At 30.0% G+C, this 17,596-nt stretch carries 20 protein-coding genes, 1 tRNA gene and 1 rRNA gene; 2 read left to right on the top strand and 20 right to left on the bottom strand.

Going from position 1 to position 17,596, the window contains the following annotated elements; genetic code table 11:
* Nucleotides 1–7: 7 nt before the first annotated feature.
* Nucleotides 8–919 carry a prenyltransferase/squalene oxidase repeat-containing protein gene (locus KQI30_RS12045; RefSeq protein WP_216463599.1) on the bottom strand — a complete coding sequence of 304 codons (912 nt, stop codon included), beginning with the start codon at nucleotides 917–919 and terminating at the stop codon, nucleotides 8–10.
* A 153-nt stretch (nucleotides 920–1,072) separates the two neighbouring features.
* Between KQI30_RS12045 and KQI30_RS12040 the strand changes: the two genes are divergently transcribed.
* Complete coding sequence (locus KQI30_RS12040) at nucleotides 1,073–1,486, top strand: hypothetical protein (RefSeq protein WP_253287494.1); 414 nt, start codon at nucleotides 1,073–1,075, stop codon at nucleotides 1,484–1,486.
* Between the two features lie 179 nt (nucleotides 1,487–1,665).
* On the opposite strand, the gene KQI30_RS12035 is transcribed toward KQI30_RS12040, so the two are convergent.
* The 16 genes from KQI30_RS12035 to KQI30_RS11960 form a co-directional block, all read right to left on the bottom strand.
* Nucleotides 1,666–2,112 carry a staygreen family protein gene (locus tag KQI30_RS12035; protein ID WP_216463598.1) on the bottom strand — a complete coding sequence of 149 codons (447 nt, stop codon included), beginning with the start codon at nucleotides 2,110–2,112 and terminating at the stop codon, nucleotides 1,666–1,668.
* Nucleotides 2,113–2,312: 200 nt separating this feature from the next.
* A complete protein-coding gene (locus tag KQI30_RS12030) occupies nucleotides 2,313–2,474 on the bottom strand; it encodes a hypothetical protein (protein ID WP_216463597.1) in 162 nt (53 codons plus the stop codon).
* 180 nt (nucleotides 2,475–2,654) lie between these two features.
* Complete coding sequence (locus KQI30_RS12025) at nucleotides 2,655–2,993, bottom strand: hypothetical protein (protein WP_216463596.1); 339 nt, start codon at nucleotides 2,991–2,993, stop codon at nucleotides 2,655–2,657.
* Nucleotides 2,990–3,298, bottom strand: a complete 309-nt coding sequence (locus KQI30_RS12020; protein WP_216463595.1) for a hypothetical protein — start codon at nucleotides 3,296–3,298, stop codon at nucleotides 2,990–2,992. The genes KQI30_RS12025 and KQI30_RS12020 overlap by 4 nt, the downstream gene beginning before the upstream one ends.
* Nucleotides 3,299–3,330: 32 nt before the next feature.
* Complete coding sequence (locus KQI30_RS12015; protein ID WP_216463594.1) at nucleotides 3,331–4,455, bottom strand: sensor histidine kinase; 1,125 nt, start codon at nucleotides 4,453–4,455, stop codon at nucleotides 3,331–3,333.
* Nucleotides 4,445–5,128: a response regulator transcription factor gene (locus KQI30_RS12010; protein ID WP_216463593.1), complete on the bottom strand. Its 684-nt coding sequence runs from the start codon at nucleotides 5,126–5,128 to the stop codon at nucleotides 4,445–4,447. Before KQI30_RS12010 ends, KQI30_RS12015 begins: the two co-directional genes overlap by 11 nt.
* Before the next feature lie 211 nt (nucleotides 5,129–5,339).
* Nucleotides 5,340–5,579 (bottom strand): hypothetical protein, encoded by a 240-nt coding sequence (locus KQI30_RS17185; RefSeq protein ID WP_367397854.1) that lies wholly within the window; start codon nucleotides 5,577–5,579, stop codon nucleotides 5,340–5,342.
* 323 nt (nucleotides 5,580–5,902) lie between these two features.
* A complete protein-coding gene (gene aroQ / locus KQI30_RS12000) occupies nucleotides 5,903–6,346 on the bottom strand; it encodes a type II 3-dehydroquinate dehydratase (protein WP_216463592.1) in 444 nt (147 codons plus the stop codon).
* Complete coding sequence (locus tag KQI30_RS11995) at nucleotides 6,343–6,849, bottom strand: shikimate kinase (protein ID WP_367397853.1); 507 nt, start codon at nucleotides 6,847–6,849, stop codon at nucleotides 6,343–6,345. Before KQI30_RS11995 ends, aroQ begins: the two co-directional genes overlap by 4 nt.
* Nucleotides 6,850–6,861: 12 nt before the next feature.
* Nucleotides 6,862–8,013 (bottom strand): bifunctional chorismate mutase/prephenate dehydratase, encoded by a 1,152-nt coding sequence (locus KQI30_RS11990; RefSeq protein ID WP_216463591.1) that lies wholly within the window; start codon nucleotides 8,011–8,013, stop codon nucleotides 6,862–6,864.
* A 15-nt stretch (nucleotides 8,014–8,028) separates the two neighbouring features.
* Entirely contained in the window at nucleotides 8,029–9,117 is a 1,089-nt protein-coding gene (gene aroC, locus KQI30_RS11985) for a chorismate synthase (protein WP_216463590.1), read from the bottom strand.
* Nucleotides 9,114–10,382 (bottom strand): 3-phosphoshikimate 1-carboxyvinyltransferase, encoded by a 1,269-nt coding sequence (aroA, locus tag KQI30_RS11980; RefSeq protein ID WP_216463589.1) that lies wholly within the window; start codon nucleotides 10,380–10,382, stop codon nucleotides 9,114–9,116. Before aroA ends, aroC begins: the two co-directional genes overlap by 4 nt.
* 15 nt (nucleotides 10,383–10,397) lie before the next feature.
* Entirely contained in the window at nucleotides 10,398–11,459 is a 1,062-nt protein-coding gene (gene aroB, locus KQI30_RS11975; protein WP_216463588.1) for a 3-dehydroquinate synthase, read from the bottom strand.
* Nucleotides 11,428–12,303, bottom strand: a complete 876-nt coding sequence (locus tag KQI30_RS11970) for a prephenate dehydrogenase (protein WP_216463587.1) — start codon at nucleotides 12,301–12,303, stop codon at nucleotides 11,428–11,430. The genes aroB and KQI30_RS11970 overlap by 32 nt, the downstream gene beginning before the upstream one ends.
* Before the next feature lie 22 nt (nucleotides 12,304–12,325).
* Complete coding sequence (gene aroF / locus KQI30_RS11965; protein ID WP_216463586.1) at nucleotides 12,326–13,342, bottom strand: 3-deoxy-7-phosphoheptulonate synthase; 1,017 nt, start codon at nucleotides 13,340–13,342, stop codon at nucleotides 12,326–12,328.
* A gap of 291 nt (nucleotides 13,343–13,633) precedes the next feature.
* Complete coding sequence (locus tag KQI30_RS11960; protein WP_216463585.1) at nucleotides 13,634–15,229, bottom strand: putative polysaccharide biosynthesis protein; 1,596 nt, start codon at nucleotides 15,227–15,229, stop codon at nucleotides 13,634–13,636.
* 174 nt (nucleotides 15,230–15,403) lie between these two features.
* Here KQI30_RS11960 and bcp point away from each other — a divergent pair, with 174 nt between their 5' ends.
* Nucleotides 15,404–15,862, top strand: coding sequence for a thioredoxin-dependent thiol peroxidase (gene bcp, locus KQI30_RS11955; RefSeq protein ID WP_216463617.1), 459 nt, complete (start codon nucleotides 15,404–15,406; stop codon nucleotides 15,860–15,862).
* Nucleotides 15,863–16,060: 198 nt separating this feature from the next.
* Here the strand turns inward: bcp and trpB are convergent, their stop codons facing one another.
* From trpB to rrf, 3 genes are all read right to left on the bottom strand, one after another.
* Nucleotides 16,061–17,251, bottom strand: a complete 1,191-nt coding sequence (trpB, locus tag KQI30_RS11950; RefSeq protein WP_216463584.1) for a tryptophan synthase subunit beta — start codon at nucleotides 17,249–17,251, stop codon at nucleotides 16,061–16,063.
* 144 nt (nucleotides 17,252–17,395) lie between these two features.
* A tRNA-Phe gene (locus KQI30_RS11945) sits at nucleotides 17,396–17,471 on the bottom strand.
* 6 nt (nucleotides 17,472–17,477) lie between these two features.
* Nucleotides 17,478–17,595 (bottom strand): 5S ribosomal RNA (rrf, locus tag KQI30_RS11940).
* Between the last annotated feature and the right edge of the window lies 1 nt (nucleotide 17,596).

The following is a 17,596-nucleotide window of genomic DNA, read 5'->3' as shown; positions in this document are numbered from 1 at the left end:
CTATCTATTACTTAAATTCCTTAATATACTTAATATTTTTTATAATAATATCTGACTTCCACCAATTTTTACTTATAGTCCATTCTTCGAACTCATTATTCCAATCCCATGTAACGTTCCAAGAGCCATCCTCGTTTTGCGTCTCCAAAATAAATTGATATTCAAATTTACATATATCCTTATTTTCTAAATAGAAATCACTTGATTTACTTTTTATGAAAAACGATGGTTTACATACATAATCAGTGTTCCATGTTTTAGTATCGTATGTTATAACTTGTTTAATTTGTTTTTGTAATAATTTATTAAATTCTTCCATATCTATCAAATTGGACATAGAACATTCTTTCATATAATCATATAATTCTATAAAACAAGCGCTCTCATGCATAGACTCTAAAGGAAAATTCTTTTTAAAATAATCATATGCTTCTTTTGATAACTCACAAGCTAACTTATATATATCAGTATGTTTTTCTGCATATTTCAATATAAAACCTATAATGCTCGCTGTAGGATTATATTGCAATTCTTGCTTTTGAGTATAAGACCACCAAGGTGCATGAGGATAATTATCATTTGTTACTACCGTATTTAAACCATTCCATCTATGACCATCAAATTCTGCATTAGAAGACAAATAATCTATAATCCCTTTTATTATTGGATGATTTTTATCATCTAAATTAATCTCCTCTATTATTCTAGTTGCTACCCAAGTTTGCAATGGTGTTGAATTAATATTCCAACAATCAGGTTCAAGTGCATTTGCAAAACCACCATCAGCATTTTGATAAGCTTTTAAAATATTAATAACCTCTTCCTTACTTCCATTTTCAAATAAGTAGTTCCATCTTGCCATATCAAGTGGTCTTGAATTCCTTAATATAAACTTTTTTGCACGCTCGTAACACTCCATTATTCTCCTCCCACAAAATCAATATTTACTTTTTATCCTTCACTTTAAATTTATTATAACATAATTTGTAATTTTAATAATTCTTATTATATGCTTCTTCTCTCTCTATGCTATAATCAGCTTAATAAAATAATTTTTTACTTGGAGGAAAAAATGAACACCTTAATACCAGTAAGTAGTAAAATATTTGATGAAAATGTACCTTTACAATTTAGCAATATATTAGATGGTCTTACCAATTATCTAAATTTTAATATTAACGGAAATAATGTTCTCGATGGTGAAAATGCTATTATAGAATTTTTAACAGAAGTATTTCAGCTCAATGACAACGAGGGTTTTGTAGATTTATACTTAAACAAATTAGATGAATCTGAAAAAAACAATCTTCTAAAGATGTGCTACACTGATGATACAAATACAATTATTGAACATATTAATTTGAACCATAACGAACCTTATTATAAACTAACAAATAAATCACTTATACCCTTTCTTGTAAGGCTCAATACACGTGAAATATTTTTTGTAACCTTTTATTTTTCAAAAATTCCTTTTACTATATGAGGAAACTTTAACATGACCTTTCCTTGCTTTTCAGATAATGAAGAAAACTTAAACTATTATAAAAAGCTTGCTAAAAATCATAATCTTTAGTCAATATTGATACAAAAAATAGTTAGTAAAATTTAATTACTAACTATTTTTACAAAACACCTAAACCACATTTATTCTATTGCAAAATTCTATACTTCATATTCTTTCATAGAACCAAATTCTATCAGCTTATTATACTTTTCACTTTGTGATATAAATTGAATTTCAATAGGTATATCATCTAAACTTTTATTTAATTGAAATAACTCTCTATCAGCATACCTAATAGCTTGCAATGCTAATGGCATCTCCTTTTTAAAGATTATATTTCTTATTCTACTATTTTTTATTACTTCATTATCAATCAACACCTGTCCAATTAATTTAAGCCTTTCATCACTATATGTCCAAGTTAAAAGCAGTTCATCTCTTAGTTTATCTATTTTATCTTCTGCATATTTGAGTCCAATAGTTACAAATAAATCTCCTGTTTTATCAGAATGAGTAACTGTATACTTTCTTCCTTCAATAGGCTCTATTTTATTCACCCCATCACGAAACTCTGTAAACACTTTTTCAGGATTGATCTTTTTCATATAATTCCCCTACAATAAATACTTCAATATAATATATACTACAAAACATAAAAAATATATTTCATAATTACTAGGTTTACATAATATACACTTAGGTAAAGTTATTCCTCACATTGAACCTTCATCTGATATTTAACACTCACCACAAATAGGCTATATGAATCTCCAACTTTTATATAATCAATATTATTAATGTCACATCATTCTGATAAAGCTTCATCAATAAGTTTAATATTATTTTCTTCTATACCTCTATATAATTTTGTGTTTTCATTATATAAAAACTTGTCCTTTACAATAAAATAACTTACTAAAGCTATAACTATTACTAACCCAGCCACTACCCTCTTCCTAATTTTCATATATTGTTCCTCCGTAAATATACTCTTATTCTTCCATATATAAATTAATCTTCTTCATCACATTTTCAACTGCTTTTTCTTTTGTTTCATATCCCTTTACCATTTTTTCTACCTCTTCTAAAATAATGGTTTTTAGTTCATTATCTGTATTTGTTGCATTAGTTAGCTTATTAATATTACTTAATAACTCTTTATAATCATTATGAGATCTGGTCCTTTTCCTGTTTCTATTTCCGTATTTAACTTCTTTATTGCGTCTGATGTTGTGATGTCACTATCTTCTTTTATCCCTACCTTATAACTTAACTTTATATTTGGATTTTTTCTCTGATAAGTATTTATCATCTTCTTTAATTCATCATTATCTTCCAAAGTATATATTGTTAAAGTCTTATCTATCTTTACCTCTTCGGTGCTATATGTATACTTTACCAACTTATCTTCTTCACCATTAAAGTATACATAAATCTCTTTATCATTTTTTATAGCTATTTCAAAGGGAAAATAGTCTCCACTCAATCATCTTTAATTTCTAATATTCCATTAAAATCTAATACTTTATTCCACGAACCTCCATCATCACTGCTCTCCCAAACACCACCACTTGTTTCATCGGTATTGGTACACGCTACTCGTAATGTCCCATCCTCTGATATTGCTATATTTTTAATACACTTCATATCTTCAGGTAAAGATATTTCTGTCTCTATATAATTGTTCTTATACTCTAACTCATTTTCCTTATTTTCTTTCTTACTTTTACACCCCATAAAATTGCTTATAAAAATAATGAAAATTAAACACAAACAAACCTTTTTCCTCATAAAACTTCCCCCTATACCCAAAACCATAATAACTAAACAATAATCGGCAACTTAATTTCAAAAACTGTTTTCTCTGAATCACTTAAAGCTGATATTGTTCCTTTATGTAATTCTATAATATTTTTTGTTATAGAAAGTCCTAACCCTGAACCCCCCTCTTCACTATTTCTTGACTTATCAACTCTATAAAATCTATCAAATATATATTTTATATCTTCCTCCAGTATCTCTTCCCCATAATTAATCACTTGTACTAATGCAAAGTTACCAATCTTTTTTGTAACAATATCAATATAATATCCCTCTTTACCATACTTTATAGAATTAGTAATTAAATTTTCAAAAGCTCGAACCAATTTATCGCTATCTCCATTAACGACTAACTTGTCATCTGAAAATCTTACTCTACTCTCCATTTCATTACATTTAATCTGATATTGAAACTCTGAAACTATCTGACCTAATAACTCTACTAAATTTACTTTTGACGTTCTAAGTACAACAACTCCATTTTGCATTTTTGTAAGTTCAAATAAATCATTAATAAGTACATTCAATCTTTTTGCTTTTTCATATGCTATACAAGTGTAATGTCTAAGTTGCACTTCATCTCTATACTCATCTGTTTCTATAAGATTTAGATATCCTATTATAGATGTTAGTGGTGTCCTAAGATCATGAGAAACATTTGTTATTAAATCATTTTTTGTTTTTTGAGCTTTTTTCTCTTCTAAAGTTATTTCCTTAAGCTTCTCAACTATTCCATTTATATTACCGGCTAACTTAGCAATATCATCCTCTCCTTTTATCTCTAAAGGTTTATCTAACTCTCCATTTTTCATTTTTTCTGTTGCTTCAAAAACATTAGCTAATCTTCTAAACTTTTTACGAGTAATAAATACATATATTAATATAATTATTCCTATAATAACCCACTGATTTAAATTAATCCCCATCCAAACAACATCTGAAAAACTTTCTCTTAAATTATCAATAGGATTTACTAATAATGTCCTCTGCCAACCATACATATGATCCATTATAATATGTTTTCTTATTTTTAATAAAATAAAGTTACCAAACTTAGTAATCATCATACTAATAACCAAATAACCTATTGGTATTAAACTATATTTTATAGCTCTCTTATTTTTCAATCTTATACCCTACCCCCCACACGGTATGAATTACATTATTACCTTTTTTAATCTTCTCTCTTAACCTACTCATATGAACCATAATAGTATTATTAGATTGATAATATTTTTCCTTCCACACCTTTTCAAATATCTCTTCTGAACTAAAAACTTGTCCCCTATTGCTTGCTAATAAATATAATATGTCAAACTCTCTAGCTGTTAATAATACTTCCTCTCCTTCAATAGTAACTTTATGCTTTTTCTTATCTATTACTAAATTTTCAATAGTTATCAGATTATTATCTCTATCAATATCCAAATTAAAATAATATGCTCTTCTTAAAAGACTTTTAATTCTTACTGTAAGTTCTAACGGATCAAATGGCTTCACCATATAATCATCTGCACCAGTCAGTATTCCCTGAATCTTATCCATATTTTCTGATTTCGCACTAAGCATTAGTATTGGAATATTAGAATTTTTACGAATCAATCTACAAAGTTCCATTCCATCTATTCCTGGCATCATTATATCTAATACTAGTAAATCTATATCTTCTTTACTTACTATCTCTAAAGCTTCTGCACCACAACTAGCCTTTATTACTTCATAGCCATCATTTTTTAAATAAATCTCTATTAAGTCTCTTATTTCCTTTTCATCATCAACAACAAGAATTCTATTATTCATAATACCCCCTCCCCCTTGCTTTATTAATTATAAAAAATTAATCTTTCATAATAAGTAAATAAACCTTACGAATTCTTAAATAATCAATTTTATATTACAATTATTGTATTTGTATTCCATAATATAGCATTAAAGTATCTCTTTTGTCTACCTTAAAACATAAAAAGGAACCATCACATTTTCTTGTGATAGTTCCTTACCTATATCTTTGTTAAACTTCTTCTTCTGTAAATCCAAAATATTCGCCAAATATTCTATCCTTCAAAAATGTATATTCATCAAACATATTTAAATCACTACCACTAGAATACTTTTTTATCAGAAGCACTCCTGTCATATATGATAATGCAACATATGGTTCATCCTTTAGAAGATTTCTCAAATAAGTTATTATTAAATATATAATCCCATTCATCAAAAATGAATATAAACTTTTTCTGAGACTTTTCAAAGATTCTTTTAAGGCTATCCGTACTATCAATATCTCTAATTGAAAAAGTACCGATTAACTCCTTTTTCAATTGATTAATTATATTATTTATATAATCTTCATAACTATTCATATTATCAGGAATTTAATATCCTCTCCCCCAAAAATAATCTTTTTGTTTACATAATCATGCTTTTTTATATAAATAGAAAATTTCACTTTCTATGAACATAACCATTTTTATTCCTATATTCCCTTTTTGCTCCATTCAAAAAATATAGTAGCCTTCTGCTATTAAGAAAACTACTATACTTATAACTCTATATTCTTACGCCATAATATCTCTATACTTCTTCACTATTTATAGTACTTACTAAGTACTCCATTGCATATCCATATCCTTTAAATCCTAAGCCACACACTTGTCCAACACAACCTGGTGCTATAACAGACTTTCTTCTAAACTCTTCTCTTTTATGAATATTACTTATATGAACTTCAATAGTAGGTATGCTAACTGATAAAATAGCATCGTAAATTGCATAGGAATAATGTGTATATGCCCCTGGATTTATTACCATACCATCAAATTGTCCATAAGCGCTATGAATTTTATCGATCAATTCACCTTCTGAATTACTTTGAAAAACTTCTACTTCAGCCCCTAAAGCTTTTCCTTTTGCCTTAACTTCCTTAACTAAATCATAATAATTTTGTGAGCCATATATTCCTTTTTCTCTAACTCCCAAAAGATTTAAGTTCGGTCCATTAATAACTAGTATTTTCATTTTATCACCCCATATTCATTAATTATTTCTTTAAGCTTCTTTACTGCTTCCTCTTCACTATCATTGTTATATAGTATCTTATCAGCATATAAAGTATATAAATCTTTTCTTTCCCTATAAAGATCATATATTCTTTCCTTACCATCTTTAAGTAACGGTCTTGTATCAGTATCCACATTTTCTATGATTTTTTCCGGTAATCTGTGGATAAACACAACATATCCACAACTTTTCAACACATCCATGTTTTCTTCTCTCTTTATTACCCCTCCACCTGTGGATATAATAGTATTTTTGTATCCTGTCATTTCCCTTACCACAGATGATTCTTTATCTCTAAAGAAATTTTCACCTTTACTAAACATCTCTTCTATTGTCATACCGTTTCTTTCTACCACATAGTCATCTAAATCAAGAAATTCTAATCCTAATTCTTCAGAAGCTTTCTTCCCTAAAGAAGTTTTTCCACATCCCGGCATTCCTATTAGTATTATATTATTCACAAAAAAAGCCCCCTATTTTATCATGTCACAACTTTGTTTATAACAACCAATCAACCTAAAATCTATACTTTCACAAACTAAATCTTCTATAACTTTTCTTGTAATATCATCATTTATGTTTCCTGTAAAGTCTATATAAAAGAAATACTCAAAAGCCTTATCCCCAGTAGGTCTTGATTCTATTTTAAGCATATTTAATCCGTTATTTGCAAAATGCGCTAGTATTTCATATAAGCTTCCACTAACATGTGGCAATGTAAGAATAACTGATACCTTATTACATTGATCATCACACTCTAAGTTCTTTCCTACTATGATGAATCTAGTATAATTATTAGTTAAATTATTTATACCTTCTTTAATACATTTAAGACCATAGATTTCTCCAGCAGTTTTACTACATATTGCAGCTTTACTAATATTCTTTTCTTCACTAACCATTTTTGCTGCCATAGCTGTATTATTATATGGCATTAATCTTATATTGCCGTATTGAGACAAAAAGTTTGATGATTGTGAAAATCCTTGTGGATGAGAATATATCTCTCTTATATCGTCTATTTCTGCTCCTTGTACTCCAAATAGACATTGTTCTATTCTCACTAACTCTTCTCCTACAATATATGTGTTATATTCTCTCATAAGATCATAAACATCATTTATAGCCCCTGTAGAAGAATTTTCTATTGGTAATATACCATAATCACATTCACCATTTTCTAAAGCTTCAAATACATCTCTAAAGTTATCTACATTAGTATAACTACAATCATTAGAAAACTGTTTTAACGCCTCAAATGAAAAAGCTCCCTCAACCCCTTGATAAACAACTCTTGGTTTATCTTTCTTATCTACTACTGAATCCATAATCTTATCAATAGCCTCAATTTTATCTCTGCAATTACTACTATTTTGATGAGAACGACTAATAGCCATAATAGATTTAAGCATACTTATAGTACTTTCCTCATAAGTTTTATCTTTTACTAAAGAACGACCTCTTTCTATTACTGCCTCTTCTCTTTTTTCATTCAGAGTACCTATACCATTTTCTCTTTTAACTCTGGCTACCTCAGATACTACTTTCATTCTCTCTTCAAAAATTTCTATAAGCTTACTATCTATATCATCTATCTTATTTCTTAATTCTTGCAATTCCTTCATAAAACCACTCCCCAATTATTGTTGTTTTTCTTGAAGTAATATATCTAATATTGCTACAGCTGCAGCACATTCAACTACTGGTACCGCCCTTTGCACTATACATGGATCATGTCTACCATGAATCTCTAATATATCATTTTCCATAGTTTCAACATTAACAGTTTTTTGTGGTTTTGATATCGATGGTGTTGGTTTTATCGCTAATGAAAATACTACAGGCATTCCATTTGTTATTCCTCCAAGTATTCCTCCATTATTATTAGTATAAGTTTTTATCTTTCCATCTTCTATATAATAACTGTCATTAGCCTCACTACCCCTAAGTGTAGCTATATTAAATCCTTCACCAAATTCTACCCCTTTTACTGCTGGGATTGAGAATAACATATGAGATAATACGCTTTCAACAGAATTAAACATAGGATCACCTATTCCTGCAGGTAGATTTATAATTGCTGCTTCTATTACACCACCAACAGAATCTAAATCATTTTTAGCATCTAATATTTCTTTTTGCATTTCATCTACTACATCTTTATTTAATGTTGGAAATCTATTCTCCCTAAGGTTGTCTAAGAGTTCTTTTGTTATATTAGTTTTATCAAAACTATCATCTTTTACATTCCTTATAGACTTAATATGACTACCTACATATATATCTCTTTGCTTAAGAATCTCCTTACAAACAGCTCCTGCAAATACAAACATAGCTGTAAGTCTTCCTGAAAAGTGTCCTCCACCTCTATAATCATTATATCCATCATATTTTATCATTGCAGGATAATCTGAATGGCTAGGTCTCATTTTAATCTTTAGCTCGGAATAATCTTTAGATTTTGTATTACTATTTTCAATAATAGCAGCTAGTGGTGCCCCTGTAGTTTTTCCATTAAAAATACCGCTTAAAACTCGTGGCATATCCTTTTCCGCCCTTGGCGTAGAAAATTTATCTTGCCCCGGTGCTCTTCTTTTCATATCTTCATAAACTTTATCAAAATCTATATCATACCCAGCTGGTAACCCATCAATAACAACACCTATAGCCTCACCATGAGATTCTCCAAATACGGATATTTTTACTTTAGTACCTATTATTGAACTCACCTTAAACTACCTCCTAGATTCTTATAATCCTCAAAGAAATTTGGATACGATTTTTCTATTGCCATAGGATTATTAATGATAATATCACCCTTTGCTCTAGTTGCTGCTATAGAAAGTGCCATCACTATTCTATGATCATTGTGAGAATCAACTTCTCCTCCCTTAAACTCTTTTACCCCTCTTATAATAAGAGAATCTTCTAATTCAGTTATATCAGCACCTATCTTGTTTAATTCTACTGCTGTAGCATTAAGTCTATCGCATTCCTTTATTCTAAGACGCTTTGCATTTAATATTCTTGTTTCACCTTCAGACATACTAGCTAATACTGCAAGAATCGGTACTAAATCTGGACATTGTGAAACATCTATATCTATTCCCTTTGTCTTTGATGGTAATGCCTTTACATATTCATCCGTTTCTTCAAAGTTACAACCCATATCCTTTAAAATATCTAAAATTGCCATATCTCCTTGAAGAGAATCTTTTCTAAGCCCTTTACACTTAATATCATTTCCTATAGCACCTGCTACTAAGAAAAATGCCCCTTGTGAGTAATCACCTTCTATATAATAATCTCTAGGTGAATATTGTTGATTTCCTTTGATTTTAAATATCTTATAATCTTGATTCTCTATTTCTATACCAAAACTCTTTAAAGTATCTAATGTTAAATCAACATATCCCTTAGACTCTAATTCTGTAGTAACTACAATTTCAGAATCTCCTTCTACTAAAGGAAGGGCAAATAATAATCCTGTTATAAACTGAGAACTTATGTCACCCCTAAGCTTATAAATCCCACTACTTAACTTTCCTTTTACCTTTAATGGTAATCCACCTTCTGTAGTAGTATATTCTATTCCTTTTTCATCAAAAATCTCATAGTAAGATGTCAGTGGCCTACTTACTAACTTTCCTTTACCTTGAAAAACATATTGTCCTTCTCTAACTAATGCCACAGGAATTAGAAATCTTATAGTAGAACCAGATTCATTACATTGTAGTGTTATCTCCTTATCTCCACAAGAAAATATATCTGTACCATCTATAACTAAGCTATTATCCTTTTTCTCTATCTTTGCGCCTAACATTTTCATAATTTCTAAAGTAGCAATTATATCTTTAGAATATTGTACATTGCTTATATTAGAAATTCCTTTACTTAAAGCCGCTGATATTATACCTCTATGCCCAAGACTCTTCGATGGAGGAATTGTAACCCTGCCTCTTAATGCCGTCGGACTTATTACAACCTTTTGCACATTATTGCCCCCCTTTTATATAAAATTTACAATCTCATCTCTAGAAACTTTATGAATAAAAGATTCCCCAATATCTTTTAACAAAATTAGATTCATAGATTTTCCTATATTCTTTTTATCTACTGATATTGCTTTAGCAATATCCTCTTTTTTAATATCACCTATACTATAAGGTAAATTAAACTTAACTAATACTTCCTTTATACTTTCAGAAACTCCTTCAGGACAGAAGCCCATATCCTCACATCTTTTTGCGATAGAATACATTCCTATAGATACTGCCTCTCCATGAGAATATCCTTCATAGTTTTGAATCTTCTCTATAGCATGACCTATAGTATGACCAAAATTTAATATCATTCTTTCTCCAGTGTCCTTTTCATCTCTTTCTACAACACCTCTTTTTATATCGCAACAGTCATATATTATATCTCCTAAGTTTTCAAATAATTCATCATAACTATTTATTGAACTTAATTTTTCAAATAAACCTCTATCTTTTATTAGTCCATATTTGATAGCTTCACCTAATCCATCATTTAAAAACTTTCTCTCTAAGGTTTGCAAAACATTAGGATCTATAAATACTGCCTTTGGATGATAGAAACTGCCTACTAAATTCTTACCTCTTGGTAAATCTACTGCTACCTTTCCACCAATTGAAGAGTCAATTTGAGCTAATAACGATGTAGGTATTTGTACAAAAGGTATCCCTCTTAAAAGTGTTGAAGCACAGAATCCAGTTAAATCACCAATAACACCACCACCTAAGGCAATTATTAAATTACCTCTATTTAGCTTAAAATCTAATAGCTCATTATATAACACCATAAGAGAATCCATGGATTTGCTCTTTTCTCCTGCTGGTAAAACTACCTTCAGTGTTTGATATCCCTTTTTCTCTAAAGCACTATTAACTAAATCACCATAGAATTTATCTACATTTGTATCTGTTATTATAGCAATCTTATCTCCTGTATAAATATTTGAAATTTTTTCTCCTATCTCCTGTATAAGCCCATTCTTTATTAGAATTTCATACTTATTACATGGAAGCTTCACTTGTATTTTTCTCATTCTGTTGCTCCTTTCTAACCCTTGCTTTCTTTAAAAGTTTATATAATCCTTCTTCATCGTTATTTTTTAATAGACTTTTTATATCGTCCAAATTCTTTTCTAATGTTTCTATTTCCTTTATTAAGTTTCCTTTGTTATCCATAAAAAGACCACTCCAAAGGTCTTCATTTATCCTCGCTACCCTAGTAATATCTCTAAAACTTCCTCCTGTAAATCCATCACACATGGTGGATAAATCATTTTCCATCATTGCTACTGCAACTACATGAGGAAGATGAGATGTATAAGTAATTAACTTATCATGTGTATTGCCATCAACAACTTTAATCATTGTAAAACCTATTTCCCTGGCAATACTTTTTAACAAGTTAATATTTTCTACCTTACTACTACTGCTAGGAGTCAGTATATAACTGCCTCCCTTCAGCATATCTACAGAAGCGTGCTCAAAGCTGTTAGTTTCCTTTCCTACCATTGGATGTCCTCCAATATAATCTACCATTCCACTACAAATCTTTACGATTTCATCTTGAAAACCACCTTTTAATCCTGTAGTATCTGTAACTATAGCACCTTTTTTTATCCTATCTATATTCTTTTTAAGAAATTCCACTTCACCTCTAGGATATATACTTATTAAAATAATATCACTATCCTCCATCTCTTCAGTAAAAGTAGTACTTCCCATATCAATTATACCCATTGATGTAGCTTTATCTAAAACCTTTTTATCTATATCAATTCCGTATAATTTAATAGGATCAAGCTTTCTAAGTGCCATAGCTAAAGATCCTCCAATTAGCCCCATTCCAACTACAGTGATTTTTAGCTTAAAGTCCCCCATAACTTACACTCCTTAAATATTTCTAAAGCTCTCTTCCAACAGCCTTAGATATATCTTTTAATGATTTCATTAAATTATCAAATCTTTCTGGTTTTAATGATTGATCACCATCACACTTTGCATTAGCTGGATCATTATGAACTTCAATTATAAGTCCATCTGCCCCTACAGCTATTGCAGCTCTTGAAAGATCTTCAACCATCCACCACATACCTGCTGCATGAGAAGGATCAACTACTACCGGTAAATGACTTAACTTCTTTACTGCAAGTACAGCACTTAAATCAAGAGTATTTCTTGTAAACTTCTCAAATGTTCTTATTCCCCTTTCACAAAGAATAACATTTTCATTTCCACCTGCCATTATATATTCAGCAGACATCAACCATTCTTCAATGGTATTTGATAAACCTCTTTTTAATAAGATTGGCTTCTTTGTTGACCTACCAAGCTCCTTTAATAGCTCAAAGTTTTGCATATTTCTAGCTCCCACTTGAATAATATCAACATCCTCTACAAACCTATCTATAAGATATGGACTCATTATCTCAGTTACTATTGGAAGCCCTGTTTCTTCCCTTGCAATCTTAAGAAGCTCTAATCCCTCTTCTCTCATACCTTGAAATGCATATGGTGATGTTCTAGGCTTAAAAGCTCCACCTCTTAAGAATCCTGCACCACTCTCCTTAACACTTTTAGCTACTGATATTATCTGTTCTGGACTCTCAACAGAACAAGGCCCAGCAATTATAGCTAATTTTTCTCCACCAATTTTTCTTCCACATATATCTATTATAGTATTATCTGGATGGAATTTTCTATTAGCTTTTTTAAAAGGTTCCTTAACTTTAACTACATCTTCAACAGATTTATCTTCTTTTATCTCTTCTTCATTAATAACACTAGTGTTACCAATTAAACCTATTATAGTTTCACTACTTCCCACTGTTACTTGGGTTTGTAACCCTAATGAGATTAATTTTGAGTTTACTCTTGCTACATCTGATTCATTAGAATCTTGTTTTAAAACAACTATCATTACTATTACCTCCATTAAATTTTATTATATAAACAAAAAAGAAGGTTCACTTGAATGAACCTTCCCTATCTTAACTAAAATTCTATACACTAAAAAGATACACTCATATTTAGGAGTCTAATATTCTTTTTTGGGTCGCTAAAATATCTAGCGCTAAAATAAAAATAGCCCCAGTTAAAAAAGAAAGTATAAAAATTTATTATGCACTTTTTTAACTCTTTCATAAGAATATTCCTCCCTTTTTATTCCACAATATGGTTTGTTTAAATTATATCAAATTTTTATTTAGTGTCAATACGATTTTATTCTAGCTTTTAACTTTCTCGGTATAAATCTTAATACTATTCTTGGGATAGCTTCAAAATCTTCCTCTGTAAATCCACCTATAGCAACCATTGTAATAAAATATATATATCCACAAACTCCCGCTGTAACGACAAGCCCTACGAATATTCCTAAAGTCACACTTAAAAATGAAATTACATAATATACTGAGTTATAAACAATTTTCACGAAAACTGCCATAAAAATTGCAGATATACCAGTCTTTATGATATATTTCCTCCATTGTATACTTACTTTAAGCTTATTCTTTATATAAAATGTTGCAAGTAACATAGGTACAAGATAACAAACTATATTTGAAACTACGGCTCCAGTAATACCTATACTAGGAATTATAGCTCTATTTAATATAATCTTTATTATAATACCAAGTACAGTAAACGTCGTAGACACATATAATTTATTCATACTTTGTAGTATAGTATTTTCAATCAAATATATACCCCAAAATATTATAAGTACAGCTCCTCTAAGCATTAGAATATAACCTTCATATGATCTAGGAAACATAAGTTTATACACTGGCTCGGCTAATAATGTAAAGGCTACAGCTGATGGGATTGCAAGCATCAACGTTATTCTAATGGCTAAATTTACCCTTTGGCTTACTAACTTTCTATCCTTAACAGCCATAGCTGCAGATATAGACGGTATTATAGCCTGACTTAATGCCGTTATAAACGTTATTGGCACTAAAACTAATTGAAGATAATTATTCACCATTCCATACAAACCTTCTGCAGTCTTTTCTGCAACTCCACTTATAATTAGAGAGTCCTTTATAATACTTCCATCTATGATATTTCCACCATAAATCAATGCAGAAGTTATAACAATAGGTGTTGCATACATCTTTAACTTACCAACAATCTCACTCTTCTTTACACGTCTTCCTTCATTAGCAAGTCTTTCTGGCCTTGTTTTCTTATACATTTTTCTTATCATCAGATAAGCTATAAAAGCTCCTACTCCTGTTCCTACTGTGGCACCAGCTACAGCATAGTCTACACCAAGAGGTTTTAATGCAAATGCACATATTAAACTAACAGCAACATTTAATAACTGTTCAACTATTTGTGTTACTGCCGTTGGAATCATATTCTCAGTTCCTTGAAAATATCCTCTATAAACTGATAATAAAGTAGTTAATAATATTGATGGCGATAAAAACTTTAGTGCCAACGAAATACTTGGATAACCTGAAATTTTTGCAATTGGATTAGAAAATAGAAATAACCCCACAGATAGAATTAATCCAAAAATGCACATATAGTATTTAGCTATCTTTAAAACTCTATTTGCATCTTTCTTATTTCCCTTTGCAATATATTCTGCCACCGTTTTTGATACTGCAAGACTTATACCTGAGTTAGCTACACTAAAAATAAATGTGTATATAGTATATGTATATGCATAATTTCCATAACCGGTCTTACCTAATGTTAAAGTAAGAAATGGCATATAAACTAAAGAAACAATTTTAGATAACATTGCTCCTGCTGATAATATAGCAAAACCTTTTGTAGTCGATTTACTGCTCATAAAATCTCCTTTTCAAATTTATCTTATAGTAATACTTCCTAATAAATAATAACTATTATATAATATTATATAGATACTTATTTATTAATACAGTTATATTTTAATATATAATTGATAAATATTAAACTTAAAATTTTGTAAAATTTTATAAGAGGTGATATACAAATGGATAATATGGTACTAACTGTAGGATCTAAAGCTCCTGATTTTACTTTAGAAGGATCTGATGGTAAAACTCATAGCCTAAAAGACTACCTAGGCAAAAAAGTTATTCTTTATTTCTATCCTAGAGATAATACTCCTGGATGCAGTAGAGAAGCAGAAGCTTTCAGAGATGCTTACAATGAAATAAATAGCCTAAATACAGTTATTCTTGGAATCTCTAGAGATTCACTAGCTTCTCATGAAAAATTTATAAATAAATATTCTCTACCTTTTGTATTACTTAGTGATAAAGATGAAACAGTATGTAATCTTTATGGTGTAATGAAAGAAAAAAAACTTTACGGAAAAGTATGCTACGGTATAGAAAGAAGTACATTCTTAATTGACGAAAATGGAATACTTGTAGATGAATTTAGAAAAGTTAAAGTTCCTGGACATGTAGATGCTGTAGTAGAAAAACTTAAATAAAAAAAAACTGAAGCACAATAGTTTAAATAAACTTAATGCTTCAGTTTTTTATAAAATTTTTGATAATTTTTTAAATTATCTTCTATACTTAATATATAAAACTATTATACTTAAGTGTTGTTAGCAAATTTCTAAAATTAATATCTATGAAAGTACAACTTTCTTACCTGGCCTTGTGCCCTATACCTTGACCTAGTATTAATTATTTTTTCTTTTTTCAATAATATCCTTAACTTGAACTACATCTTTATCTCCTCTACCAGAAAGATTAACAATAATAATTTTATCTTTATCCAAGTTAGTTGCCAACTTCATAGCGTAAGCAATAGCATGAGAGCTTTCTATAGCTGGAATTATTCCCTCTACCTTGCTTAGCTCACAAAAAGCATCTATAGCCTCATCATCAGTTATAGATACATATTCTGCTCTACCTAAGTCCTTATAATAGCAATGTTCTGGACCAACTCCTGGATAATCTAACCCAGCTGCTACAGAATAAACTGGTGCCACTTCTCCATTTTCATCTTGTAAAAGATAACACTTAAATCCATGAATCTCTCCCAATGTACCTTTACACATAGATGCTGCATGATCAGGAGTATCTAATCCTTTTCCTCCTGGTTCAACTCCTATAATCTTTACATCTTTATCATTAAAGAATGGATGGAATAATCCAATAGCATTACTACCGCCACCAACACATGCAATAACATAGTCTGGTAATCTATCTTCTGCTTCTAATATTTGTTTTCTTGCTTCTTTTCCAATTACACTTTGAAATTCTCTAACCATAGTCGGATATGGATGTGGACCTACTGCTGAACCTAATAAGTAAAAAGTATCTTGTATATTATGAGCAAAATCATCTAATGCTGCATCTACTGCATCTTTTAAAGTCCTTGTTCCAGAAGTTACTGGTACAACTTTAGCTCCTAATAGCTCCATTCTAAAAACATTTAACGCTTGTCTCTTTGTATCTTCTTCCCCCATATAAATTATACATTCCATATTCATTAAAGCGCAAACTGTAGCCGTAGCAACACCATGTTGACCAGCTCCAGTCTCTGCTACAATTCTTTTCTTTCCCATTCTTTTTGCTAAAAGTACTTGTCCAATAGCATTATTAATTTTATGTGCTCCAGTATGGTTTAAATCTTCTCTTTTTAAATATATTTTTGCTCCTCCAATTTTCTCCGTTAATCTTTCAGCAAAATATAATGGATTTTCTCTTCCTACATACTGTTTCATATAATAATTAAATTCGTCTATAAAGCTTTTATCTTCTACATATTTGTAAAAATTCTCTTCCACTTCACTTATAGCTTTTTGTAACAAAGGTGAAACATACGAACCTCCATATTTACCAAACTTCCCATGATTATTAATCATTTTATAACCCCCTAAATTTATTACAATATTACTTTTAAAATTATCATTTATATATATATTTGTCAATATATGCATGTGCTTATTATTCTATATTTATATTAACTACAAAAAATAAAAAGACAGTTAGCAATTTACTAACTGTCTTGGTGGCTCGAGCAGGAATCGAACCAGCGACACGAGGATTTTCAGTCCTCTGCTCTACCGACTGAGCTATCGAGCCACATCTACCTGGCAACATCCTACTCTCCCACACAGTCTCCCGTGCAGTACCATCGGCCCTCTGAGGCTTAACCATCGTGTTCGGTATGGGAACGGGTGTATCCCTTAGAGGCATCATCACCAGAT

It is taken from the genome of Clostridium bornimense (assembly GCF_018917145.1).
Lineage (GTDB): Bacteria > Bacillota > Clostridia > Clostridiales > Clostridiaceae > Clostridium_AN > Clostridium_AN bornimense_A.
This window is presented reverse-complemented; position numbering and strand designations above follow the sequence as displayed.